The following is a 17,840-nucleotide window of genomic DNA, read 5'->3' on the forward strand; positions in this document are numbered from 1 at the left end:
GGTGTTCGGTTGCCGACACATCGTGCCGGGTCCGGCGGATTGTGTTGCCGCTGAGTGGTGACACGCCATAGAGTCGCCAACCGTCGGCATGGTGCCACGCTGACCTATCGATAAGTGTCCTGGTCACGTCCGAGGAGGTAAGACGACTTGTGAATGAGTCGACATTTGCTCCTGGGGGTGGTCGAGCAGGGATGCCCGAGCGGGGCCAAGGCCCTACCGGGCTCGAAGCCGTCGGCTCCGTCGCGGTACGCACCTTCGCAAACCACCAGCACATGACGACGCCCCAAAAGAGCATGGACGGCCTAGACGTGAACTCCAGGGCCGGCGACCTGAGCGGCGAAAAGCCCACTGGTTTCGCCGACTACGACAATGTGCCCGAAGGGCACTTCTACGACCCCGACGCGGAGTACGAACCGGACCCCGAGTACGCGGCCACCCTCGCCCCCGACGCTGCACGCCAGCGCCGTGAGCGGATCGGCCCGACCGGACGCCCGCTCCCGTACTTCCCGATCCCGGGTCCGCTGACCGACCACGGTCCGGCGAAGATCATCGCGATGTGCAACCAGAAGGGCGGCGTGGGGAAGACCACGTCGACCATCAACCTGGGTGCCGCGCTCGCCGAGTACGGGCGCCGCGTGCTGCTCGTCGACTTCGACCCGCAGGGCGCACTGTCCGTGGGTCTCGGCGTGAACCCGATGGAACTCGACCTGACGGTCTACAACCTGCTCATGGAGCGGGGCATGTCGGCCGACGAGGTGCTGCTCAAGACGGCGGTCCCCAACATGGACCTGCTGCCGAGCAACATCGACCTGTCCGCTGCGGAAGTGCAGTTGGTCAGTGAGGTCGCGCGCGAGTCCACCCTGCAGCGGGCCCTGAAGCCCCTGATGGCCGACTACGACTACATCGTGATCGACTGTCAGCCCTCGCTCGGTCTGCTGACCGTGAACGCCCTGACGGCGGCTCACAAGGTCATCGTCCCGCTGGAGTGCGAGTTCTTCGCGCTGCGCGGCGTGGCGCTGCTGACCGAGACCATCGAGAAGGTGCAGGAGCGGCTCAACCCCGAGCTGGAGCTCGACGGCATCCTCGCCACGATGTACGACTCCCGTACGGTGCACAGCCGTGAGGTGCTGGCGCGCGTCGTCGAGGCCTTCGACGACCACGTCTACCACACGGTCATCGGCCGCACGGTGCGCTTCCCGGAGACCACGGTCGCCGGTGAGCCGATCACGACGTACGCGTCCAACTCCGTCGGCGCCGCCGCCTACCGCCAGCTGGCCAGGGAGGTGCTCGCCCGGTGTCACGCCGAGTGAGTCTGCCCGGAGCCGACGAACTGTTCCGTACGACCGGGGGGATGGCGCTCCAGTCGTCCTCGCCGCGGCGCGGGGTCGACGAGGCACCCGTCGCGGAGCACTCGGCGAGTTCGGCCGAGGGCGCGGCGGGGGAGGGCCGCAGCCGGGAGGCTGAGGCCGGTACGGCGTCCGGCGGGCCCGTCGTGGGGCAGCCGCGACGACCGCAGGAAGGTTCTGTCAGCCCCGCCGGCCCGGCCGGCGGGGCGGTCGCCGCCCCGACAGGCGCGACCCGCCGGGGCAAGGGGCAGGGCCGCGGTGCGAACCGGCGGCCCAGCGGCCGCGAACGGCACGACGAGAAGATCACGGTCTACGTCTCCGCCGAGGAGCTCATGGACCTGGAACACGCGCGGCTGGTGCTGCGCGGGGAGCACGGGCTGGCCGTCGACCGGGGCCGCATCGTCCGTGAGGCGGTGGCGGTGGTCCTCGCCGACCTGGAGTCCCGCGGGGACGCCAGCATCCTGGTACGCCGCCTGCGCGGCCGCTGACCGGCCTGCGGCCGGCTCCGCCGAGCCCCGCCGGACCCGCCGGTCCAGGGCCCGCCCGCTGAGCGGCCCGCGCCGGCGGCTCCCGCCGGGTCCGGGGCCCCGCCCGAGGACCTTCCCGTACGAGACCCCCGGGGGCGGATCCGCACGCCCCCGCCGAAGCGTCGCCCGCACCGCGCGGCGTTGCCGGGGAGCCCGAGCACGTCAGGTACGCCGCCGGCGCTCCTCCGCCCCCGCGATGCCCGGCAGCCGGACACCCTCGCCGCGTTGTTCGGAGCGCGCCAGTACGGCCGAGGACGCCGCGGCCTGATCCACGAAGATCGCCCGGACAGGACCTAGGCTGCTCGTGGCCGTGTCGCTCCGCCCGGCCCGCCCCCGCCGCCCCTGCGCACCACTTGGACCGCGATGCCCCTCCCCGCCGAATCCGGCCGACCGCCCCGGCGACCGCTGGGGCGCGGCCCCGGCACACCCGGGGCGGCGGACGCGGGCGCGGGGCCCGAAACCCCTGACGCGCCCGCTGAGCGGCCCGCGCCGGCGGAGGGCGGGGCGGAGCCCCAGGACACCCCCGGCCCCCCGGACGGCCCCCCAGACGCGCAGCAGGACCATCCGGCCGACCCGGCCGAGGTACCCGCCGAGGGCGACCACGTCGGGACCGGGGGCGCGGAAACCCCCGCGGCCCCCGCCGAAGCCGGCCCGGCCGAGGGCGGGGCGGGCCCCGCCGGAGGCGACGGGCGGTTCACCTTGCGGCTCGCCAACTTCGAGGGGCCCTTCGACCTGCTGCTCCAGCTGATCTCGCGGCACAAGCTCGACGTCACCGAGGTCGCGCTGTCCAAGGTCACCGACGAGTTCATGGCCCACATCCGGGCCATGGGTCCGGACTGGGACCTCGACCAGACCACCGAGTTCCTCGTCGTCGCCGCCACCCTCCTCGACCTCAAGGCCGCCCGGCTGCTGCCGGCCGCCGAGGTCGAGGACGAGGCGGACCTCGCCCTCCTGGAGGCCCGGGACCTGCTCTTCGCGCGCCTGCTCCAGTACCGCGCGTACAAGCAGATCGCCGAGATCTTCGAGGCGCGGGCCGAGGCCGAGGGCAAGCGGTACCCGAGGACCGTCGGGCTGGAGCCGCACCACGCGGACCTGCTGCCCGAGGTCGTCATCAGCATCGGGCCCGAAGGGTTCGCCCGCCTCGCCGTCAAGGCCATGCAGCCCAAGGCCAAGCCGCAGGTGTACGTGGACCACATCCACGCGCCCCTCGTCAGCGTGCGCGAGCAGGCCGGGCTCGTGGTGCGGATGCTGAAGGCGCGCGGGGAGGCCACCTTCCAGGAGCTCACCGAGGACGCCGGGGACACCCTCACCGTCGTCGCGCGCTTCCTGGCCCTCCTGGAGCTCTACCGGGAGAAGGCGGTGGTCCTCGACCAGGAGGAGGCCCTGCGGACGCTCACCGTGCGCTGGAGCGGCGGCGACGGCGACGGCATGCCGACCGTGACCGACGAGTTCGATCAGATCGTGGAGGCGAAGGATTGAGCAGCGAAGGGACGAGCGCGGTGGCCGCGCTGGAGCTGAAGCCGGCGCTGGAAGCCGTGCTCATGGTCGTGGACGAGCCCGCGACCGAGGCGCACCTCGCCAAGGTGCTGGAGCGGACCCCGCGCGAGGTCGCGGACGCGCTGCGCGAGCTCGCCGACGAGTACACGGCCGCGCGCAGGGGATTCGAGCTGCGGCTGGTCGCGGGCGGCTGGCGGTTCTACACCCGGGCCGAGTACGCCCCGGCCGTCGAGGGCTTCGTACTGGACGGCCAGCAGGCCCGGCTCACCCAGGCGGCCCTGGAGACCCTCGCCGTCGTCGCGTACCGCCAGCCGGTGAGCCGCTCGCGGGTCTCGGCGGTCCGCGGAGTCAACTGCGACGGGGTCATGCGGACCCTCCTCCAGCGGGGTCTGGTGGAGGAGGCGGGGACGGAACCCGAAACAGGTGCGATCCTATACAGGACGACGAACTACTTTCTGGAGCGGATGGGCCTGCGAGGCCTGGACGAGCTCCCGGAGCTCGCGCCCTTCCTCCCCGAGGCGGACGCGATCGAAGCCGAGACGCAAGAAGGTGTGCCGTCGTTCGATCCGGATGCTCCGGATACCGATGTAGACGACAAGACGACGGACATTTGATGCGAAGCAGCGGCAACGGCAACGGCGGCGGCAACAGGAACAGCGGCGGCGGCGGTGGTGGCGGACGCGGTGGTAACTCCCGCGGCGGCTCCTCCTCCGGCGGCAACTACCGCGGCGGCGGCCCCTCCGGCGGTGGCAGCTCCCGCGGTGGCTCCTCCGGCGGTGGCGGCTCCCGCGGTGGGTCCTCCCGCGGCGGCTCCACCGGAGGCGGCGGCGGTTACCGCGGCGGCAGCTCCGGCGGCGGCTACCAGGGCGGTGGCGGCTACCAGGGCGGCGGTTACCAGGGCGGTGGCTCGGACTCCCGCGACCGCGACCAGGCTCCGCCGCCGCGGATCCGCAACCCGCGCCCCGAGGAGCGCCGCTACGACGTGGGCCCCGAGGGTGAGCGCAGCGGCCGCAGCGGTCCCAAGGCCGGCGGCGGCGGTGCCCGTGGCGCGGCCGCGCGCGGTGGCGCCAAGGGCGGCCCCAAGACCTCCAAGACCCCCGGCATCGGCGGGGCCGGCGGCCCGCGCCGCGGCCCCGGCAGCCGCAGCGGCCAGTCCCGCCCCCGCGAGCTGGACGCGCGCATCGAGGAGCGCGTGCGCGACCGGTACGCGGACAAGCCCGTGATCAAGACCCCGAAGACCTTCCCGGGCGCCGAGGAGGAGGGGGAGCGTCTGCAGAAGGTGCTCGCCCGCGCCGGCATGGGCTCGCGCCGCGCCTGCGAGGAGCTCATCGAGCAGGCCCGCGTCGAGGTCAACGGCGAGATCGTGCTGGAGCAGGGCAAGCGCGTCCAGCCGAAGGACGAGATCAAGGTGGACGGTCTGACCGTCGCCACCCAGTCGTACCTCTTCTTCGCGCTGAACAAGCCCGCCGGCGTCGTCTCCACGATGGAGGACCCCGACGGCCGCCAGTGCCTCGGCGACTACGTCACCAACCGTGAGACGCGTCTCTTCCACGTCGGCCGGCTCGACACCGAGACCGAGGGCATCATCCTGCTCACCAACCACGGCGAGCTGGCCCACCGCCTCACGCACCCGAAGTACGGTGTGAAGAAGACCTACGTCGCCGCCATCACCGGCCCGCTGCCGCGTGAGATCGGCAAGCGCCTCAAGGACGGCATCGAGCTGGAGGACGGGTACGCCCGCGCCGACCACTTCCGCGTCGTCGACCAGGTCGGCAAGAACTACCTGGTCGAGGTCACCCTCCACGAGGGCCGCAAGCACATCGTCCGCCGCATGATGGCGGAGGCCGGCTTCCCGGTCGAGAAGCTCGTCCGGACCTCCTTCGGCCCGATCGAGCTCGGCGACCAGAAGTCCGGCTGGCTGCGCCGCCTGACCAACACCGAGGTCGGCATGCTGATGCGCGAGGTCGGTCTGTAGTCGGTACGTCAGTACGTCCGCTCCTGAGCGGTGGAAGCCCGCAGTGCCCCCGGCGCTGCGGGCTTTTCGCTTGTCCGGCACCCGATCCAGGGTTTATAGTCAACATGACTATTAATCCGGAGTGAGGGGGGTCGGCATGAGCTGGACCATGAACTGGACCGAGGTGCTCGGCTTCGCCACCGGCGCCCTGTGCGTCTGGCTGGTCGCCCGGCAGCACGTCGCCAACTGGCCGATCGGCATCGCCAACAACATCTTCTTCATCGTGCTCTTCGCCCAGGCCGGCCTCTACGCCGACGCCGGGCTCCAGATCGTCTTCATCGCCCTCGCCGCCTACGGCTGGTGGTCCTGGACCCACGGGGGTGGACCAGGATCCGCCGAGGCCCTGCCGGTGCGCCGTACCACGCGCACCGAATGGGCCGGGCTCGCCGCGGCTGGGGCGGTGGCGGTGCTCGGGCTCACGCTGCTGCTGAGCCGGGCCACCGACTCCACCGTCCCCTTCTGGGACGCGCTGACCACCGCGCTGTCGCTCGCGGCCACCTACGGGCAGTGCCGCAAGCTCGTCGAGTCCTGGTGGCTGTGGATCGCCGCCGACCTCGTCTACATCCCGCTCTACGCCTACAAGGGGCTCTACCTGACCTCCGCGCTCTACGTGGGCTTCCTCGCCCTGTGCGTGGTCGGACTCCTCGGCTGGCGGCGCACGCTGCCCGCGCGGGACGCCCGTACGGCGGCGGAGGCGACGGCATGAGGCGCCACGGGCACGGGCTGGTCCTCGGCAAGTTCTACCCGCCGCACGCCGGCCACCACCACCTCGTCCGCACCGCCCAGGACCAGTGCGAGCGGCTGACCGTGCTGGTGTGCGCCGCCTCCGTCGAGTCGGTCCCGCTCGCCGACCGGGTCGCCTGGATGCGCGAGGCGCACCCCGGGGCCGAGGTCGTCGGCGCCGTCGACGACATCCCGGTCGACCTGCACGACCCGGCCATCTGGGAGGCGCACATGGCGGTCTTCCGCAGCGCGGTCCCCGGGCGGGTGGACGCCGTGTTCACCTCGGAGGAGTACGGGAGCGAGCTCGCCCGGCGGTTCGGCGCCGAGGAGGTCCTCGTGGACCGGGAGCGGACGCTGTTCCCGGTGTCCGGGACGGCGGTGCGCAGGGACCCGGTCGGCTCCTGGGAGTTCCTGGGGCCGGCCGTGCGCGCCGCGCTGACCCGGCGCGTCGTCGTCCTGGGCGCGGAGTCCACCGGGACCACCACGCTGTCGCGGGCCCTGGCCGACCACTACCGCCGGCGCGGCGGCGTCTGGGCCAAGACCGGCTGGGTCGCCGAGTACGGCCGCCGGTACAGCGAGGAGAAGCTGGCGGCGGCCCGCGCGGCCGACCCGGCGGCGTCCTGGGCGGACGTGTCCTTCACCTCGCAGGAGTTCCCGGTCATCGCGCGCCACCAGGACGCGGACGAGGAACGGGCCGCCCGGCTCGGCTCCCCGGTGCTGTTCTGCGACACCGACTCCTTCGCCACCGGGATCTGGCACGAGCGGTACATGGGCGACCGAAACCCCGAGGTCGAGCGGATCGCCGCCCGGACCCGCCGGGACCTGTACCTGCTGACCGACCACGCCGACGTGCCCTTCGAGGACGACGGGCTGCGGGACGGGCCACAGCTGCGGCCCTGGATGACCGGCCGGTTCCGGGCGGAACTGGAGCGCACCGGGAGACGTTTCCTGACCGTGGACGGGGACCGGGAGGCCCGCCTCTCCCAGGCCGTCGCCGCCGTCGACGAGCTGCTCGGCGAGGGCTGGTACTTCGCCGACCCGTTGCCGGAGAACGTCCGGGCGCAGGCCCGGTGACCGCCGCCGGATACGACCCGCACGCCTTCGAGCCGTTCGCGGTGACGGTCGACCTGGCCGTGTTCACCGTCCGCGCCGGAGCCCTGCACGTGCTGCTGATCCGGCGCGGACAGGAGCCGTACGCGGGGGCCTGGGCGCTGCCCGGGGGGTTCGTCCTGCCGCGGGAGTCCGCCGAGACGGCCGCCCGGCGCGAACTGGCCGAGGAAACCGGCCTGCCCGAGGACGTGGTGGCGGCGCTCCACCTGGAGCAGCTGCGCACCTACAGCGAACCGGACCGGGATCCGCGGATGCGGGTGGTCTCGGTGGCCTTCACGGCCCTCGTCCCGGACATGCCCGAACCGGCGGCGGAGGGCGGCGGGGACGCCGCGCACGCCCGCTGGCTGGCGTTGGGGGAGGCCTCGGAGCTGGCCTTCGACCACGCCGCGATCCTGGCGGACGCGCGGGAGCGGATCGGCTCGAAGCTGGAGTACACCTGCCTGGCCACCGCCTTCTGCCCGCCCGAGTTCACCCTGGGCGAGCTCCGGGCCGTCTACGAGACCGTCTGGGACACCGCCCTCGACCGCCCCAACTTCCGCCGCAAGGTCCTCACGACACCGGGGTTCGTCGAGGCCGTGCCCGGCGGCGCCCGGCTCACCGGCGGCCGCGGCAAACCGGCCGCCCTCTACCGGCCCGGCCCGGCGACCGCCCTGCATCCCCCTCTGCTCCGACCGGAAGGACCCACTCGATGACGAAGCGAGCCGCGACGGGCGCCCTGATCGGCCTGGCCCTGGGCGACGCCCTCGGCTTCCCGACCGAGTTCAACGACGTGCCCTCGATCCTGGCCAAGACCGGCCCGTGGCGGGAGATGCAGCTCCCCCGCCCGGCGATCGTCACGGACGACACCCAGATGACCCTCGCCCTCGCCCGCGGGATGCGCACCGCCATGGAGCGCGGCCCGATCGGCCCGCTGCGCCTGGCCCGGCCGGTCCGCGAGGAGTTCGTCGACTGGTACCACTCCCCGGAGAACAACCGGGCGCCGGGGAACACCTGCCTCAAGGCCTGCAGCCTCCTGAACCTGCCCGAACGGGACTGGCGGGACGCCAGCCAGCTCGGCTCCAAGGGCTGCGGCGCGAACATGCGCGTGGTCCCCGTCGGGCTGGTGCCCGGCTGGACGGAAGAGGAACGGGCGGGCGCGGCCCAGCTCCAGTCGGCCCTCACCCACGGGCACCCGACGGCGCTCGCCGCCTCCGACCTGACGGCACGGGCCGTGCACCTGCTCGCCACCGGCACCGAGGTGACGGGCCTGGTCGGACGGCTGCGCTCGTACGCCCTGGAGAACCGCACCCGTTACCACGAGCGCTGGCTCGGCGACCTCTGGACGCGGACCTCCTCCGACGCCTCGCCCGAGTCCTTCATGGCGCGCGGCTGGGACGAGTGCCTGGCGGTCCTGGAACGGCTGGCGGCCGCCCTGCGCTCCCCGTCCCCGGAGACGGACCCCTGCCTGACCACCGGCGACGGCTGGATCGCGGAGGAGGCCCTCGCCACCGCCCTCCAGTGCTTCCTCCTCTTTCCCGACGAGCCCCTCCTGGCGCTGCGCCGCGCGGCCTGCACGCGGGGCGACTCGGACTCCATCGCCTGCCTCGCCGGCGCCTTCGCCGGAGCCCGCCTCGGGGCCGACGTCTGGCCCCGGGACTGGGAGGGCCGCATCGAGTACCGGGACGAACTCCTGGCCTTCGGAGCCCTCTGGGATGCTTGATCCATGCTGGACGCACTGAGTATCGACCTGACCCCCGTCGTGGCGGAGCAGCCCGACCCGCTGCTCTTCGCCACGGTCTCGGGCGCGCACCTGTACGGCTTCCCGTCCCGGGACTCCGACATCGACCTGCGCGGCGCCCACCTCCTGCCGGCGCGGGCCCTCCTCGGCCTGCGCGAACCGGAGGAGACCCGCACCCGCATGTGGGACCGGGACGACGTGGAGATGGACCTCGTCACGCACGACCTGCGCAAGTTCGTCCGCCTGATGCTGAACCGCAACGGCTACGTCCTGGAGCAGCTGCTCTCCCCGCTCGTGGTCCACACGACACCGGCGCACGAGGAGCTGATCGCGCTGGCCCCCGGCGTGCTGACCTCCCACCACGCCCACCACTACCGGGGGTTCGCCAACACGCAGTGGCGGCTCTTCGAGAAGGCCGCCGAACTCAAGCCGCTGCTCTACGCGTTCCGGGCGCTGCTCACCGGCATCCACCTGATGCGGTCGGGCACGGTGCAGGCGCACCTGCCGACCCTGCTGGCCGAGGTGCCCGAGGCGCCCCCGTACCTCGCCGCCCTGATCGAGGCCAAGGTGGCCGCCGAACACGGGGGCTACGAGGGGCCGGCCGTCGGCGGGGTGCGCGCGGACTTCGAGGCGCTGCACGCGGTACTGGACGCGGCGCAGTCCGCCTCCGCGCTGCCCGAGCACGGGTCGGCGTACGAGGCCCTCGACGCGTTCGTCGTACGGCGTCGGACGCTACGCGACTGACGCGCGGCGGGCGCGGACCAGGAAGTCCTCGACGCGGGCCCGGTCCGGTTCCGCGGGCAGGGACGTGGTGGCCAGGGCGGTCTCCGTCTCCTCCTGGAGGCGGGCCATCCAGGCGTCGACCTCGTCCCAGGTGAGCTCCCCGCGGCGGACGGCGAGGAGACGGTCGCGGTACGGGCCCGCGTCGATGGTCAGGCGGCCCGTGCGCAGGAGGTCGCGGCAGGACAGCAGCAGGCGCAGCAGGTGCATGGCGTGCTTCCAGCGCGGGGCGCCGTGGACGCGGACGTCGGCGAGGAGTTTGCCGCGCTGGGAGACCGCGTACCGGCTGAAGCTGGTGTGGGCCCGGCGGGAGAGGAAGGCCTCGCGCAGCGAGAGCAGTTCCTCGCCCACCGGGGTGAGCTCGTCCACCAGGGGCGAGTGCAGACACTCCAGGACGTTCGGGTTGGCCCGCAGCGCGAGTTCGCAGAAGCGCTCCAGCTCCCACGAGAACTCCTCGTCCCGCGGGCCCTCCACGTGCGTGGGGGGTTTCTCGAACCGCCAGAACAGCGGAGCCGGGGCGAGGTAGACACCGCGCCGGTCGGTGTCGCTCGCCTCCGTCGCCAGCCCGAACGCCCGGGACCCCATCACGCACCGGTAGACCGTGTGGTCCCGTACCAGTGTCAGATCGTCCATGGGGCGAGCGTAGGCGCCTGACCTGCCGCTATGCGAGCGAGATATTGCCGTCCGCCGCGACCTTGATCTTCTTCTCCGCCAGTCCCTTGGTGGCGGGCCCCTTGGTCACCGCGCCGTCCGCGATGGCGAACGTGCTGCCGTGGCAGGGGCAGTCGATGGTGCCGTTGTCCACCTTGTTCACCAGGCAGCCCTGGTGCGGGCAGACCGCCGTGAAGCAGCGGAAGGACCCGGCCGTGGGCTGGGTGACGACGAGCTTCTGCTCCTTGAGGATCGTGCCGCCGCCCTTGGGCACGTCCGCGGTCTTGACGAGGACGTCCTTGGCCGCCGAACCGGATTCCGGGGTGGCGGCGTCGGAGGCGGCGGGTACGGACGCCGAGACGTTCGCCTCCCCCTTGGGGGTCTTCTCGCCGTCACTGCCGCAGGCGGTCAGCGCACCGCCGGCCAGGGCGGCCGCGCCCGCCGCCAGTACCGTGCGCCGGGCGGTGTGCGTGGGGTCGCTCATGAGTCTCTCCTCGCGTTGTGGCCGGGAAGGGCGTGCAGCATCCTGGCCTGCGGCGAGCTTCAGGTGAAGCTTGCCGCGCCGTTTCATCGGCCCGGTTCCCATGGGGCCAGTGAGGCAGGGGTGCCGGGTGTGCGTACGACCTCCCACACGTGGGTCACGGCCTCCCGGTTCAACGGACCGTGGACATGTGGGTAGCGGACGCCCGATTCACCCTCGCGGCGGACCTCCGCGGTCAGGGCGTCCTCGTCGAGCTCCACCGCGAGCAACGTACCCGGCACCTCGCGGTAGTGCGCGTCGGCGATCGCGAGCGCCGTCGGGCGATCGGCCGAACAGTGCACGAACCCCTCCGAGTCCAGAGAGGGCGGGGCGTACGGGAGCTCGGGCGCGGCGGCCCAGGCGGCGAGCGGGACGATGTGGAAGATCATGCGGATCGTTCTACCGCAGCGGCCCGGGGCCCGCGCATCGGGTGGCGGCATGAGGCGGTATGGGTGACATTGTCCGTGTCTTGGAGCCGGGTACGGCGCTGTCCGCGCGGCCCGGTCCCTCTTCGAAAGGCAGGACCATGGCGGGTAACGACCTCGGCTCTCTTCTCGGCGGTCTCCTCGGCGGCGGCGGCGGGCAGGGCGGGAGCGGCGGCGGCAACATCCTCGGCGCGCTGATCGGCGCGCTCGGCGGCGCCGGCGGCGCGGGCGGCGGCCATGCGGCCGGCAGCAACGGCGCGAACAATCCGCTCGGCGGCCTGCTGGACATGCTGACCAAGTCCGGCCTCGCCGACCAGGCGCAGTCCTGGATCGGCACCGGTGAGAACAAGCCCGTCAGCGCCGACCAGATCAAGGAGGCGCTGCCGGCCGGAGCCCTCCGGCAGGCCGCCGAACAGGCCGGCGTCTCCCCGGAGCAGGCCGCCGACGAGATCGCGCAGGCGCTGCCGCAGGCGGTCGACAAGCTGACCCCGCAGGGGCAGGTGCCGTCCGGTTCGCTGGAGGACATCATCAAGGCGCAGGCGCTCTGACCCCAGGCGACGACAACCCGGGCCCGGCGGACCGTCCCACCGGACGGACCGCCGGGCCTTGGTGCGTCCGCTCTGGCTACCCTGGCCGGGCAAGTCCCGTCACCGTGCAGTAGCCGTACGCAACCCTGGAGCGCCCGTGAGAACCGCCGTCGTCATCGGAACCGGACTGATCGGCACCTCCGCGGCGCTCGCCCTGGCGGCGCGCGGGATCACCGTGCACCTCGCCGACCACGATCCGGACCGGGCCCGGACGGCAGCCGCCCTCGGGGCCGGCACCGACGAGGCCCCCGAGGGTCAGGTCGACCTCGCGATCGTCGCCGTACCGCCGGCCCACGTGGCGGCGACGCTGGCCGACCTGATCGGACGCAAGGCGGCGCGGGCCTACGTGGACGTGGCCAGCGTCAAGGGCGGGCCGCGGCGGGAGCTGGCGGCGCTCGGCGTGGACGTCACCGCCTACATCGGCACGCACCCGATGGCGGGCAAGGAGCAGTCGGGGCCGCTCGCGGCCACCGCGGACCTCTTCGAGGGCCGCCCGTGGGTGCTGACCCCGACCCGGGACACCGAACACGAGGTGCTGAACCTCGCGCTGGAACTGGTGGCCCTGTGCCGTGCCGTCCCCGTGGTGATGGACGCGGACGCGCACGACCGGGCGGTGGCGCTCGTCTCGCACACCCCGCAGCTGGTCTCCAGCATGGTCGCGGCCCGGCTGGAGGAGGCGGACGAGACGGCGGTCCGGCTGTGCGGGCAGGGCATAAGGGACGTGACCCGGATCGCGGCCTCCGACCCGCGGATGTGGGTGGAGATCCTGTCGGCGAACCCGGGGCCGGTGGCCGACGTCCTCGCCGGGATCGCGGCCGACCTGGAGGAGACCGTGGAGGCGCTGCGGGGCCTCCAGTCCGCCGACGTGGAGAAGCGGCGCGGCGGCGCGGCGGGCATCGAGGACGTGCTGCGGCGCGGGAACGCGGGCCGGGTGCGGGTACCGGGCAAGCACGGCGCGGCGCCGACGGTCTACGAGACGGTGGCCGTGCTCATCAGCGACCAGCCGGGCGAGCTCGCGCGCATCTTCGCCGACGCGGGCCGGGCCGGGGTCAACATCGAGGACGTGCGGATCGAGCACGCGACGGGCCAGCAGGCCGGCCTCGTGCAGCTGATGGTGGAGCCGCGGGCGGTGGCCGGCCTCACGGCCGAGCTGCGGGAACGGGGCTGGGCGCTGCGCCAGCAGTAGCGCCGCCGTGGGGTCCGGGGGCTCCGCCCCGGACCCCCGGACGGGGCCGGACGCACACGGCCGGCCGGGGGTGTTCCCGGCCGGAAAACAAGGCGGGGCCGGGAGCCGTCGGGGGCCGGTAACCTTGGGGAGGGGCGTTTTGCCGCGCCCGGACACGTACGCGCAACCAGGAAGGTGCCCGCACCGTGGAAACCGCAGCTCCGTCCGCCGTGATCGTCGCCATCGACGGTCCCTCCGGCACGGGCAAGTCCAGCACCTCCAAGGCCGTGGCCGCCAAGCTCGGGCTGCGCTACCTGGACACCGGTGCCCAGTACCGGGCCATCACCTGGTGGATGATCAGCAACGGCGTCGACACCGACGACCCGCAGGCCATCGCCGTCGCCGCGGGCAAGCCCGCCATCGTCTCCGGCACCGACCCGGCCGCCCCCACCATCACGGTGGACGGCCTGGACGCCGCCGGCCCCGTCCGCACCCAGGAGGTCACCTCCAAGGTCAGCGCCGTCAGCGCCGTCCCCGAGGTGCGCACCCTGATCACCGAGCTCCAGCGCTCCATCGCCGCCGAGGCGGCCCTGGAGGCCGAGGGGATCGTCGTCGAGGGCCGGGACATCGGCACCACCGTGCTGCCCGACGCCGACCTCAAGATCTTCCTGACCGCCTCCGCCGAGGCGCGCGCCGCCCGGCGCAGCGGCGAGCTCCGCGGCAAGGAGGCCACCGACCTGGCGGCCACCAAGGAGGCGCTGATCAAGCGCGACGCGGCCGACTCCGGCCGCAAGGCCTCCCCGCTGGCCAAGGCCGACGACGCCGTCGAGGTGGACACCACCGAGCTCACGCTCGACCAGGTGATCGAATGCGTCGTGACCCTGGTGGAAGAGAAGCGGGCGGGCCGCAAGTGAGCGAATCGCCCTCCCTCACGGGTGCGGCGGTCGGCAGGCGCATCGGCATCGGGCTCATGTACGGGCTGTGGAAGCCGCGCGTGCTGGGCGCCTGGAAGGTGCCCGCCTCCGGTCCCGTGATCCTCGCCGTGAACCACTCGCACAACATAGACGGCCCGATGGTCATGGGCACCGCACCGCGACCCCTGCACTTCCTGATCAAGAAGGAAGCGTACGTCGGCCCGCTCGGCCCCTTCCTCGACGGGATCGGGCAGGTCAAGGTCGACCGCACAGGCACCGACCGGACGGCGATAGGGCGCGCCCTGAAGGTGCTCGACAACGGAGGGGCCCTGGGGATCTTCCCCGAGGGCACCCGAGGCGAGGGGGACTTCGCCTCGCTGCGCGCGGGTCTCGCGTACTTCTCGGTCCGCAGCGGAGCGCCCATCGTGCCCGTGGCCGTCCTGGGCAGCGGCGAGAGCCGCGGAAAGCTGATCCCGGGGCTGCCGCCCTTCAAGAGCCGGGTCGACGTCGTCTTCGGCTCCGCCTTCGACGCCGGCGACGGCACGGGTCGACGTACCCGTACCGCGCTGGACGAGGCCACCACACGCATCCAGGACCGGCTGACCGCCCACCTGGCCGACGCCAAGCGCCTCACCGGGCGCTGAGCGAGACTTGACCTAGTAGTGGAACCGCGCTGCGCGGGTGCCACCGACCACCACGAACGACGAGGAACGGACTTCATGAACGACCAGCACGACCACGGAGCACTTGGCGACGCCGAGTACGCGGAGTTCATGGAGCTCGCCGCGGAAGAAGGCTTCGACATCGAGGACGTCGAAGGCGCCATCGAGGAGGCGGGCCACGGCCCGCTGCCCGTCCTCGCCGTCGTGGGACGCCCGAACGTCGGCAAGTCGACCCTGGTGAACCGGATCATCGGCCGCCGCGAGGCCGTCGTCGAGGACAAGCCCGGTGTCACCCGCGACCGCGTCACGTACGAGGCCGAATGGGCCGGCCGGCGCTTCAAGGTCGTCGACACCGGTGGCTGGGAGCAGGACGTCCTCGGCATCGACGCCTCCGTCGCCGCCCAGGCCGAGTACGCCATCGAGGCCGCCGACGCGGTCGTCTTCGTCGTCGACTCCAAGGTCGGCGCCACCGACACCGACGAGGCCGTCGTACGCCTGCTGCGCAAGGCGGGCAAGCCCGTCGTCCTGTGCGCCAACAAGGTCGACGGCCAGAGCGGCGAGGCCGACGCGGCCTCGCTGTGGTCGCTCGGCCTCGGCATGCCGCACCCGGTCTCCTCGCTGCACGGCCGCGGCACCGGCGACATGCTCGACGCCGTCCTGGAGGCCCTGCCCGAGGCCCCCGCGCAGACCTTCGGCGGCGCCGCCCCCGGCGGCCCGCGCCGCATCGCGCTGATCGGCCGCCCGAACGTCGGCAAGTCCTCGCTGCTCAACAAGGTGGCGAAGGAGGACCGCGTCGTCGTCAACGAGCTGGCCGGCACCACCCGCGACCCGGTCGACGAGCTGATCGAGCTCGGCGGCATCACGTGGAAGTTCGTCGACACCGCCGGCATCCGCAAGAAGGTCCACCTCCAGCAGGGCGCCGACTACTACGCCTCCCTGCGCACGGCCGCCGCCGTCGAGAAGGCGGAGGTCGCGGTGATCCTGATCGACACCACCGAGACCATCAGCGTCCAGGACCAGCGCATCATCACCATGGCCGTCGAGGCCGGCCGCGCGATCGTCATCGCCTACAACAAGTGGGACGAGCTCGACGAGGAGCGCCGCTACTACCTCGAGCGCGAGATCGAGACCGAGATGCAGCAGGTCGCCTGGGCGCCCCGGGTGAACGTCTCGGCGCTCACCGGCCGCCACATGGAGAAGCTGGTCCCGGCGATCGAGACCGCCCTCGCGGGCTGGGAGACGCGCGTCCCCACCGGCCGGCTGAACGCCTTCCTCGGTGAGGTCGTCGCCGCCCACCCGCACCCGATCCGCGGCGGCAAGCAGCCCCGCATCCTGTTCGGTACCCAGGCGGGCAGCAAGCCGCCGCGGTTCGTCCTCTTCGCCTCCGGCTTCCTGGAGCACGGCTACCGGCGCTTCATCGAGCGCCGCCTGCGCGAGGAGTTCGGCTTCGAGGGCACCCCGATCCACATCTCGGTGCGGGTGCGCGAGAAGCGCGGCGCCCAGTACAAGAAGAAGAAGTAGCAGCAGAGGCCGCGGTGGGCGGACGAGCTGTACGGGGTCAGTAGCCCCGGCGCGGAGCGGGCGGCAGGGCCGCCGGGACGTGTGTCATCCCGGTCTGGTGCTGCCGCCCGCCGGTGTATCCGGGGCTGCCCGCGTACGAGTAGGCCGGTTGGGGCTGCGGCTGCGGGGCGTACGAGGGCTGCCAGTCGTCGGTCCGCTGCCATGCCGAACCGTTCCAGCCGCTGCCGTACGGGCTGCCGCCGCCGGTGTACCCGCCCCCGTACGAGAAGGCCGTGAACCCGAGGTCCTCCTCGCCCGTACGGTCGCCCGGCAGTGCCCGGAAGGCACGCAGGTACTCGGAGTACAGCGTGTCGTAGATCGGGGTGTGCGAGACGGCCGGAGCGCTGTCCCGGTCGCGTGCGGGGCGCATCGCGGGGACGGTGCTCGGATAGGACGGGGCGCGGGAGGAGTCGTATGAATGCACGTATCAGCCAACGAAACCGACGGCTTGCGGATGCGGGGTGACGGGGGAGGAAACGCAGATCGCCGGGGGTGTGCGGGACGGACCGCACACCCCCGGCGCACGCCGCCGGGCCCCCTCGCCGGGGGCTGGCGGCCGTTCCGGTAACCCGCTGGATCAGGCCCCGCCCGTACCCGCCAGGGGCATACGGGCGGCCACGAGCTTGCCCGAGGCGGCGGCCTTGTCGAGCGCGTCGCGCAGCAGGTCCTCGCGGGGCTGCTGGCCGATGGAGCCCACCGGGGCGGCGTAGATGAGCACGCGCTGGGTCTTCTGGACGGCGTTGCGCCAGCCGTCGGTGACCGACAGCGCCTGGTGCGCCTGCCACCAGGCGACCTGGCCGCCGCCCTCGGTGCCCGGCTGCAGCACGGCGTGCAGCTGGCCGCCGGCGAGCAGGACCGACCAGCCGACCAGGTCGGTGGGGAGCTCGGAGGTCTCGATGACCGGGACGAAGCCCTGCTCGATGAGGAGCGGCAGGAAGTCGTCGCCGGGGCCGTCGCTGCCGGGGCGGGCGATCGGCGCGGTCGGCTCGACGACCAGGGCGGGGTGCAGCTCGCCGCCGATGAGGATCAGGCCGCTGGTGATGCCGAGGACGGCCTGGCCGCCGGGCACGTTCTGCGGGGCGTTGCCGTCGGCGCCGGGCGCCGGGCTGTCGCCGGTGATGCTGCGGACGGCGCCCTGGAGCTGCTCCTCGGAGACGGAGACGACCTGCGAGGGGATGCAGGTGGCGTGGGCGAAGGCGAGGACGGCGGTCTCCTCGCCGACGAACAGCACCGTGCTGGTGCGGTCGTTCTCGGGGTCGCCGGGGGTGCGGCAGGAAGTGCAGTCGTAACTGCGCGGCGCGTCCTCGCCGACGAGCAGCCTGTCGGCTTCTTCGTCACCGATCTCGGCACGTACCTCATCACTGACGTCGAGCATGCGCGGCACGGGGTGGCTCCTCGGCATAGGTGCGGGGCCGGGGGACTCCCGGCTCGCCGGGCTCAACGGGGGAGCGGCGGCCGGGGTCACGCCATTGGAGGGAACGGAATCGAACCGGGCCCCCGGAAGAGTGAACCGTCTGACCGGGGTGTTGTTTTCGTGCCAACTGTTTTCTGATTGTGCTCAGTTGGCGGCCGGGTATGGCCGTTTGGGGCAGGGGGGCGGGTCGGCCGACCGGGTGGGGTGCGGTGACCCGCCGCGTGGCGG

20 protein-coding genes are annotated in these 17,840 nt (G+C 73.0%); 15 read left to right on the plus strand and 5 right to left on the minus strand.

Features of this window, described 5'->3' with window-relative positions:
- Nucleotides 1-191: 191 nt before the first annotated feature.
- From AB0D29_RS30490 to AB0D29_RS30535, 10 genes are all read left to right on the plus strand, one after another.
- Nucleotides 192-1,310, plus strand: a complete 1,119-nt coding sequence (locus AB0D29_RS30490) for a ParA family protein (RefSeq protein WP_319726258.1) — start codon at nt 192-194, stop codon at nt 1,308-1,310.
- Nucleotides 1,295-1,834 carry a hypothetical protein gene (locus AB0D29_RS30495; protein ID WP_362858638.1) on the plus strand — a complete coding sequence of 180 codons (540 nt, stop codon included), beginning with the start codon at nt 1,295-1,297 and terminating at the stop codon, nt 1,832-1,834. The genes AB0D29_RS30490 and AB0D29_RS30495 overlap by 16 nt, the downstream gene beginning before the upstream one ends.
- 402 nt (nt 1,835-2,236) lie before the next feature.
- Complete coding sequence (locus AB0D29_RS30500) at nt 2,237-3,352, plus strand: segregation/condensation protein A (protein WP_362858640.1); 1,116 nt, start codon at nt 2,237-2,239, stop codon at nt 3,350-3,352.
- Nucleotides 3,349-3,984, plus strand: a complete 636-nt coding sequence (gene scpB / locus AB0D29_RS30505) for an SMC-Scp complex subunit ScpB (RefSeq protein ID WP_362858641.1) — start codon at nt 3,349-3,351, stop codon at nt 3,982-3,984. Before AB0D29_RS30500 ends, scpB begins: the two co-directional genes overlap by 4 nt.
- Nucleotides 3,984-5,345, plus strand: a complete 1,362-nt coding sequence (locus AB0D29_RS30510) for a pseudouridine synthase (protein WP_362858642.1) — start codon at nt 3,984-3,986, stop codon at nt 5,343-5,345. Before scpB ends, AB0D29_RS30510 begins: the two co-directional genes overlap by 1 nt.
- Nucleotides 5,346-5,481: 136 nt before the next feature.
- Complete coding sequence (gene pnuC, locus AB0D29_RS30515) at nt 5,482-6,090, plus strand: nicotinamide riboside transporter PnuC (protein WP_362858643.1); 609 nt, start codon at nt 5,482-5,484, stop codon at nt 6,088-6,090.
- Entirely contained in the window at nt 6,087-7,181 is a 1,095-nt protein-coding gene (locus AB0D29_RS30520) for an AAA family ATPase (protein ID WP_362858644.1), read from the plus strand. Before pnuC ends, AB0D29_RS30520 begins: the two co-directional genes overlap by 4 nt.
- Nucleotides 7,178-7,909, plus strand: coding sequence for an NUDIX domain-containing protein (locus tag AB0D29_RS30525; protein WP_362858647.1), 732 nt, complete (start codon nt 7,178-7,180; stop codon nt 7,907-7,909). The genes AB0D29_RS30520 and AB0D29_RS30525 overlap by 4 nt, the downstream gene beginning before the upstream one ends.
- Nucleotides 7,906-8,916, plus strand: a complete 1,011-nt coding sequence (locus tag AB0D29_RS30530) for an ADP-ribosylglycohydrolase family protein (RefSeq protein ID WP_362858649.1) — start codon at nt 7,906-7,908, stop codon at nt 8,914-8,916. The genes AB0D29_RS30525 and AB0D29_RS30530 overlap by 4 nt, the downstream gene beginning before the upstream one ends.
- A 3-nt stretch (nt 8,917-8,919) precedes the next feature.
- Nucleotides 8,920-9,678 (plus strand): nucleotidyltransferase domain-containing protein, encoded by a 759-nt coding sequence (locus AB0D29_RS30535; RefSeq protein ID WP_362858651.1) that lies wholly within the window; start codon nt 8,920-8,922, stop codon nt 9,676-9,678.
- Here AB0D29_RS30535 and AB0D29_RS30540 read toward each other — a convergent pair.
- From AB0D29_RS30540 to AB0D29_RS30550, 3 genes are all read right to left on the minus strand, one after another.
- Nucleotides 9,667-10,347 carry a nucleotidyltransferase domain-containing protein gene (locus AB0D29_RS30540; protein ID WP_362858653.1) on the minus strand — a complete coding sequence of 227 codons (681 nt, stop codon included), beginning with the start codon at nt 10,345-10,347 and terminating at the stop codon, nt 9,667-9,669. The genes AB0D29_RS30535 and AB0D29_RS30540 overlap by 12 nt on opposite strands.
- 28 nt (nt 10,348-10,375) lie before the next feature.
- Entirely contained in the window at nt 10,376-10,849 is a 474-nt protein-coding gene (locus AB0D29_RS30545; protein ID WP_362858654.1) for a Rieske (2Fe-2S) protein, read from the minus strand.
- 83 nt (nt 10,850-10,932) lie between these two features.
- Nucleotides 10,933-11,274, minus strand: coding sequence for a DUF952 domain-containing protein (locus AB0D29_RS30550; RefSeq protein ID WP_362858655.1), 342 nt, complete (start codon nt 11,272-11,274; stop codon nt 10,933-10,935).
- A gap of 137 nt (nt 11,275-11,411) precedes the next feature.
- Between AB0D29_RS30550 and AB0D29_RS30555 the strand changes: the two genes are divergently transcribed.
- From AB0D29_RS30555 to der, 5 genes are all read left to right on the plus strand, one after another.
- Nucleotides 11,412-11,858 carry a YidB family protein gene (locus tag AB0D29_RS30555; protein ID WP_362858656.1) on the plus strand — a complete coding sequence of 149 codons (447 nt, stop codon included), beginning with the start codon at nt 11,412-11,414 and terminating at the stop codon, nt 11,856-11,858.
- A 136-nt stretch (nt 11,859-11,994) separates the two neighbouring features.
- A complete protein-coding gene (locus AB0D29_RS30560; RefSeq protein WP_351588261.1) occupies nt 11,995-13,083 on the plus strand; it encodes a prephenate dehydrogenase in 1,089 nt (362 codons plus the stop codon).
- 185 nt (nt 13,084-13,268) lie between these two features.
- Nucleotides 13,269-13,976, plus strand: coding sequence for a (d)CMP kinase (gene cmk / locus AB0D29_RS30565; RefSeq protein WP_362858657.1), 708 nt, complete (start codon nt 13,269-13,271; stop codon nt 13,974-13,976).
- A complete protein-coding gene (locus AB0D29_RS30570) occupies nt 13,931-14,620 on the plus strand; it encodes a lysophospholipid acyltransferase family protein (protein ID WP_362858659.1) in 690 nt (229 codons plus the stop codon). The genes cmk and AB0D29_RS30570 overlap by 46 nt, the downstream gene beginning before the upstream one ends.
- 75 nt (nt 14,621-14,695) lie before the next feature.
- Nucleotides 14,696-16,159, plus strand: a complete 1,464-nt coding sequence (der, locus tag AB0D29_RS30575; RefSeq protein WP_362858660.1) for a ribosome biogenesis GTPase Der — start codon at nt 14,696-14,698, stop codon at nt 16,157-16,159.
- 37 nt (nt 16,160-16,196) lie between these two features.
- Here der and AB0D29_RS30580 read toward each other — a convergent pair whose 3' ends face one another.
- Nucleotides 16,197-16,568, minus strand: coding sequence for a hypothetical protein (locus tag AB0D29_RS30580; protein ID WP_362858661.1), 372 nt, complete (start codon nt 16,566-16,568; stop codon nt 16,197-16,199).
- Nucleotides 16,569-16,775: 207 nt separating this feature from the next.
- Entirely contained in the window at nt 16,776-17,582 is an 807-nt protein-coding gene (locus AB0D29_RS30585; protein ID WP_362858662.1) for a hypothetical protein, read from the minus strand.
- Between the last annotated feature and the right edge of the window lie 258 nt (nt 17,583-17,840).

This window comes from Streptomyces sp. NPDC048424, from assembly GCF_040651555.1.
Classification (GTDB): domain Bacteria; phylum Actinomycetota; class Actinomycetes; order Streptomycetales; family Streptomycetaceae; genus Streptomyces.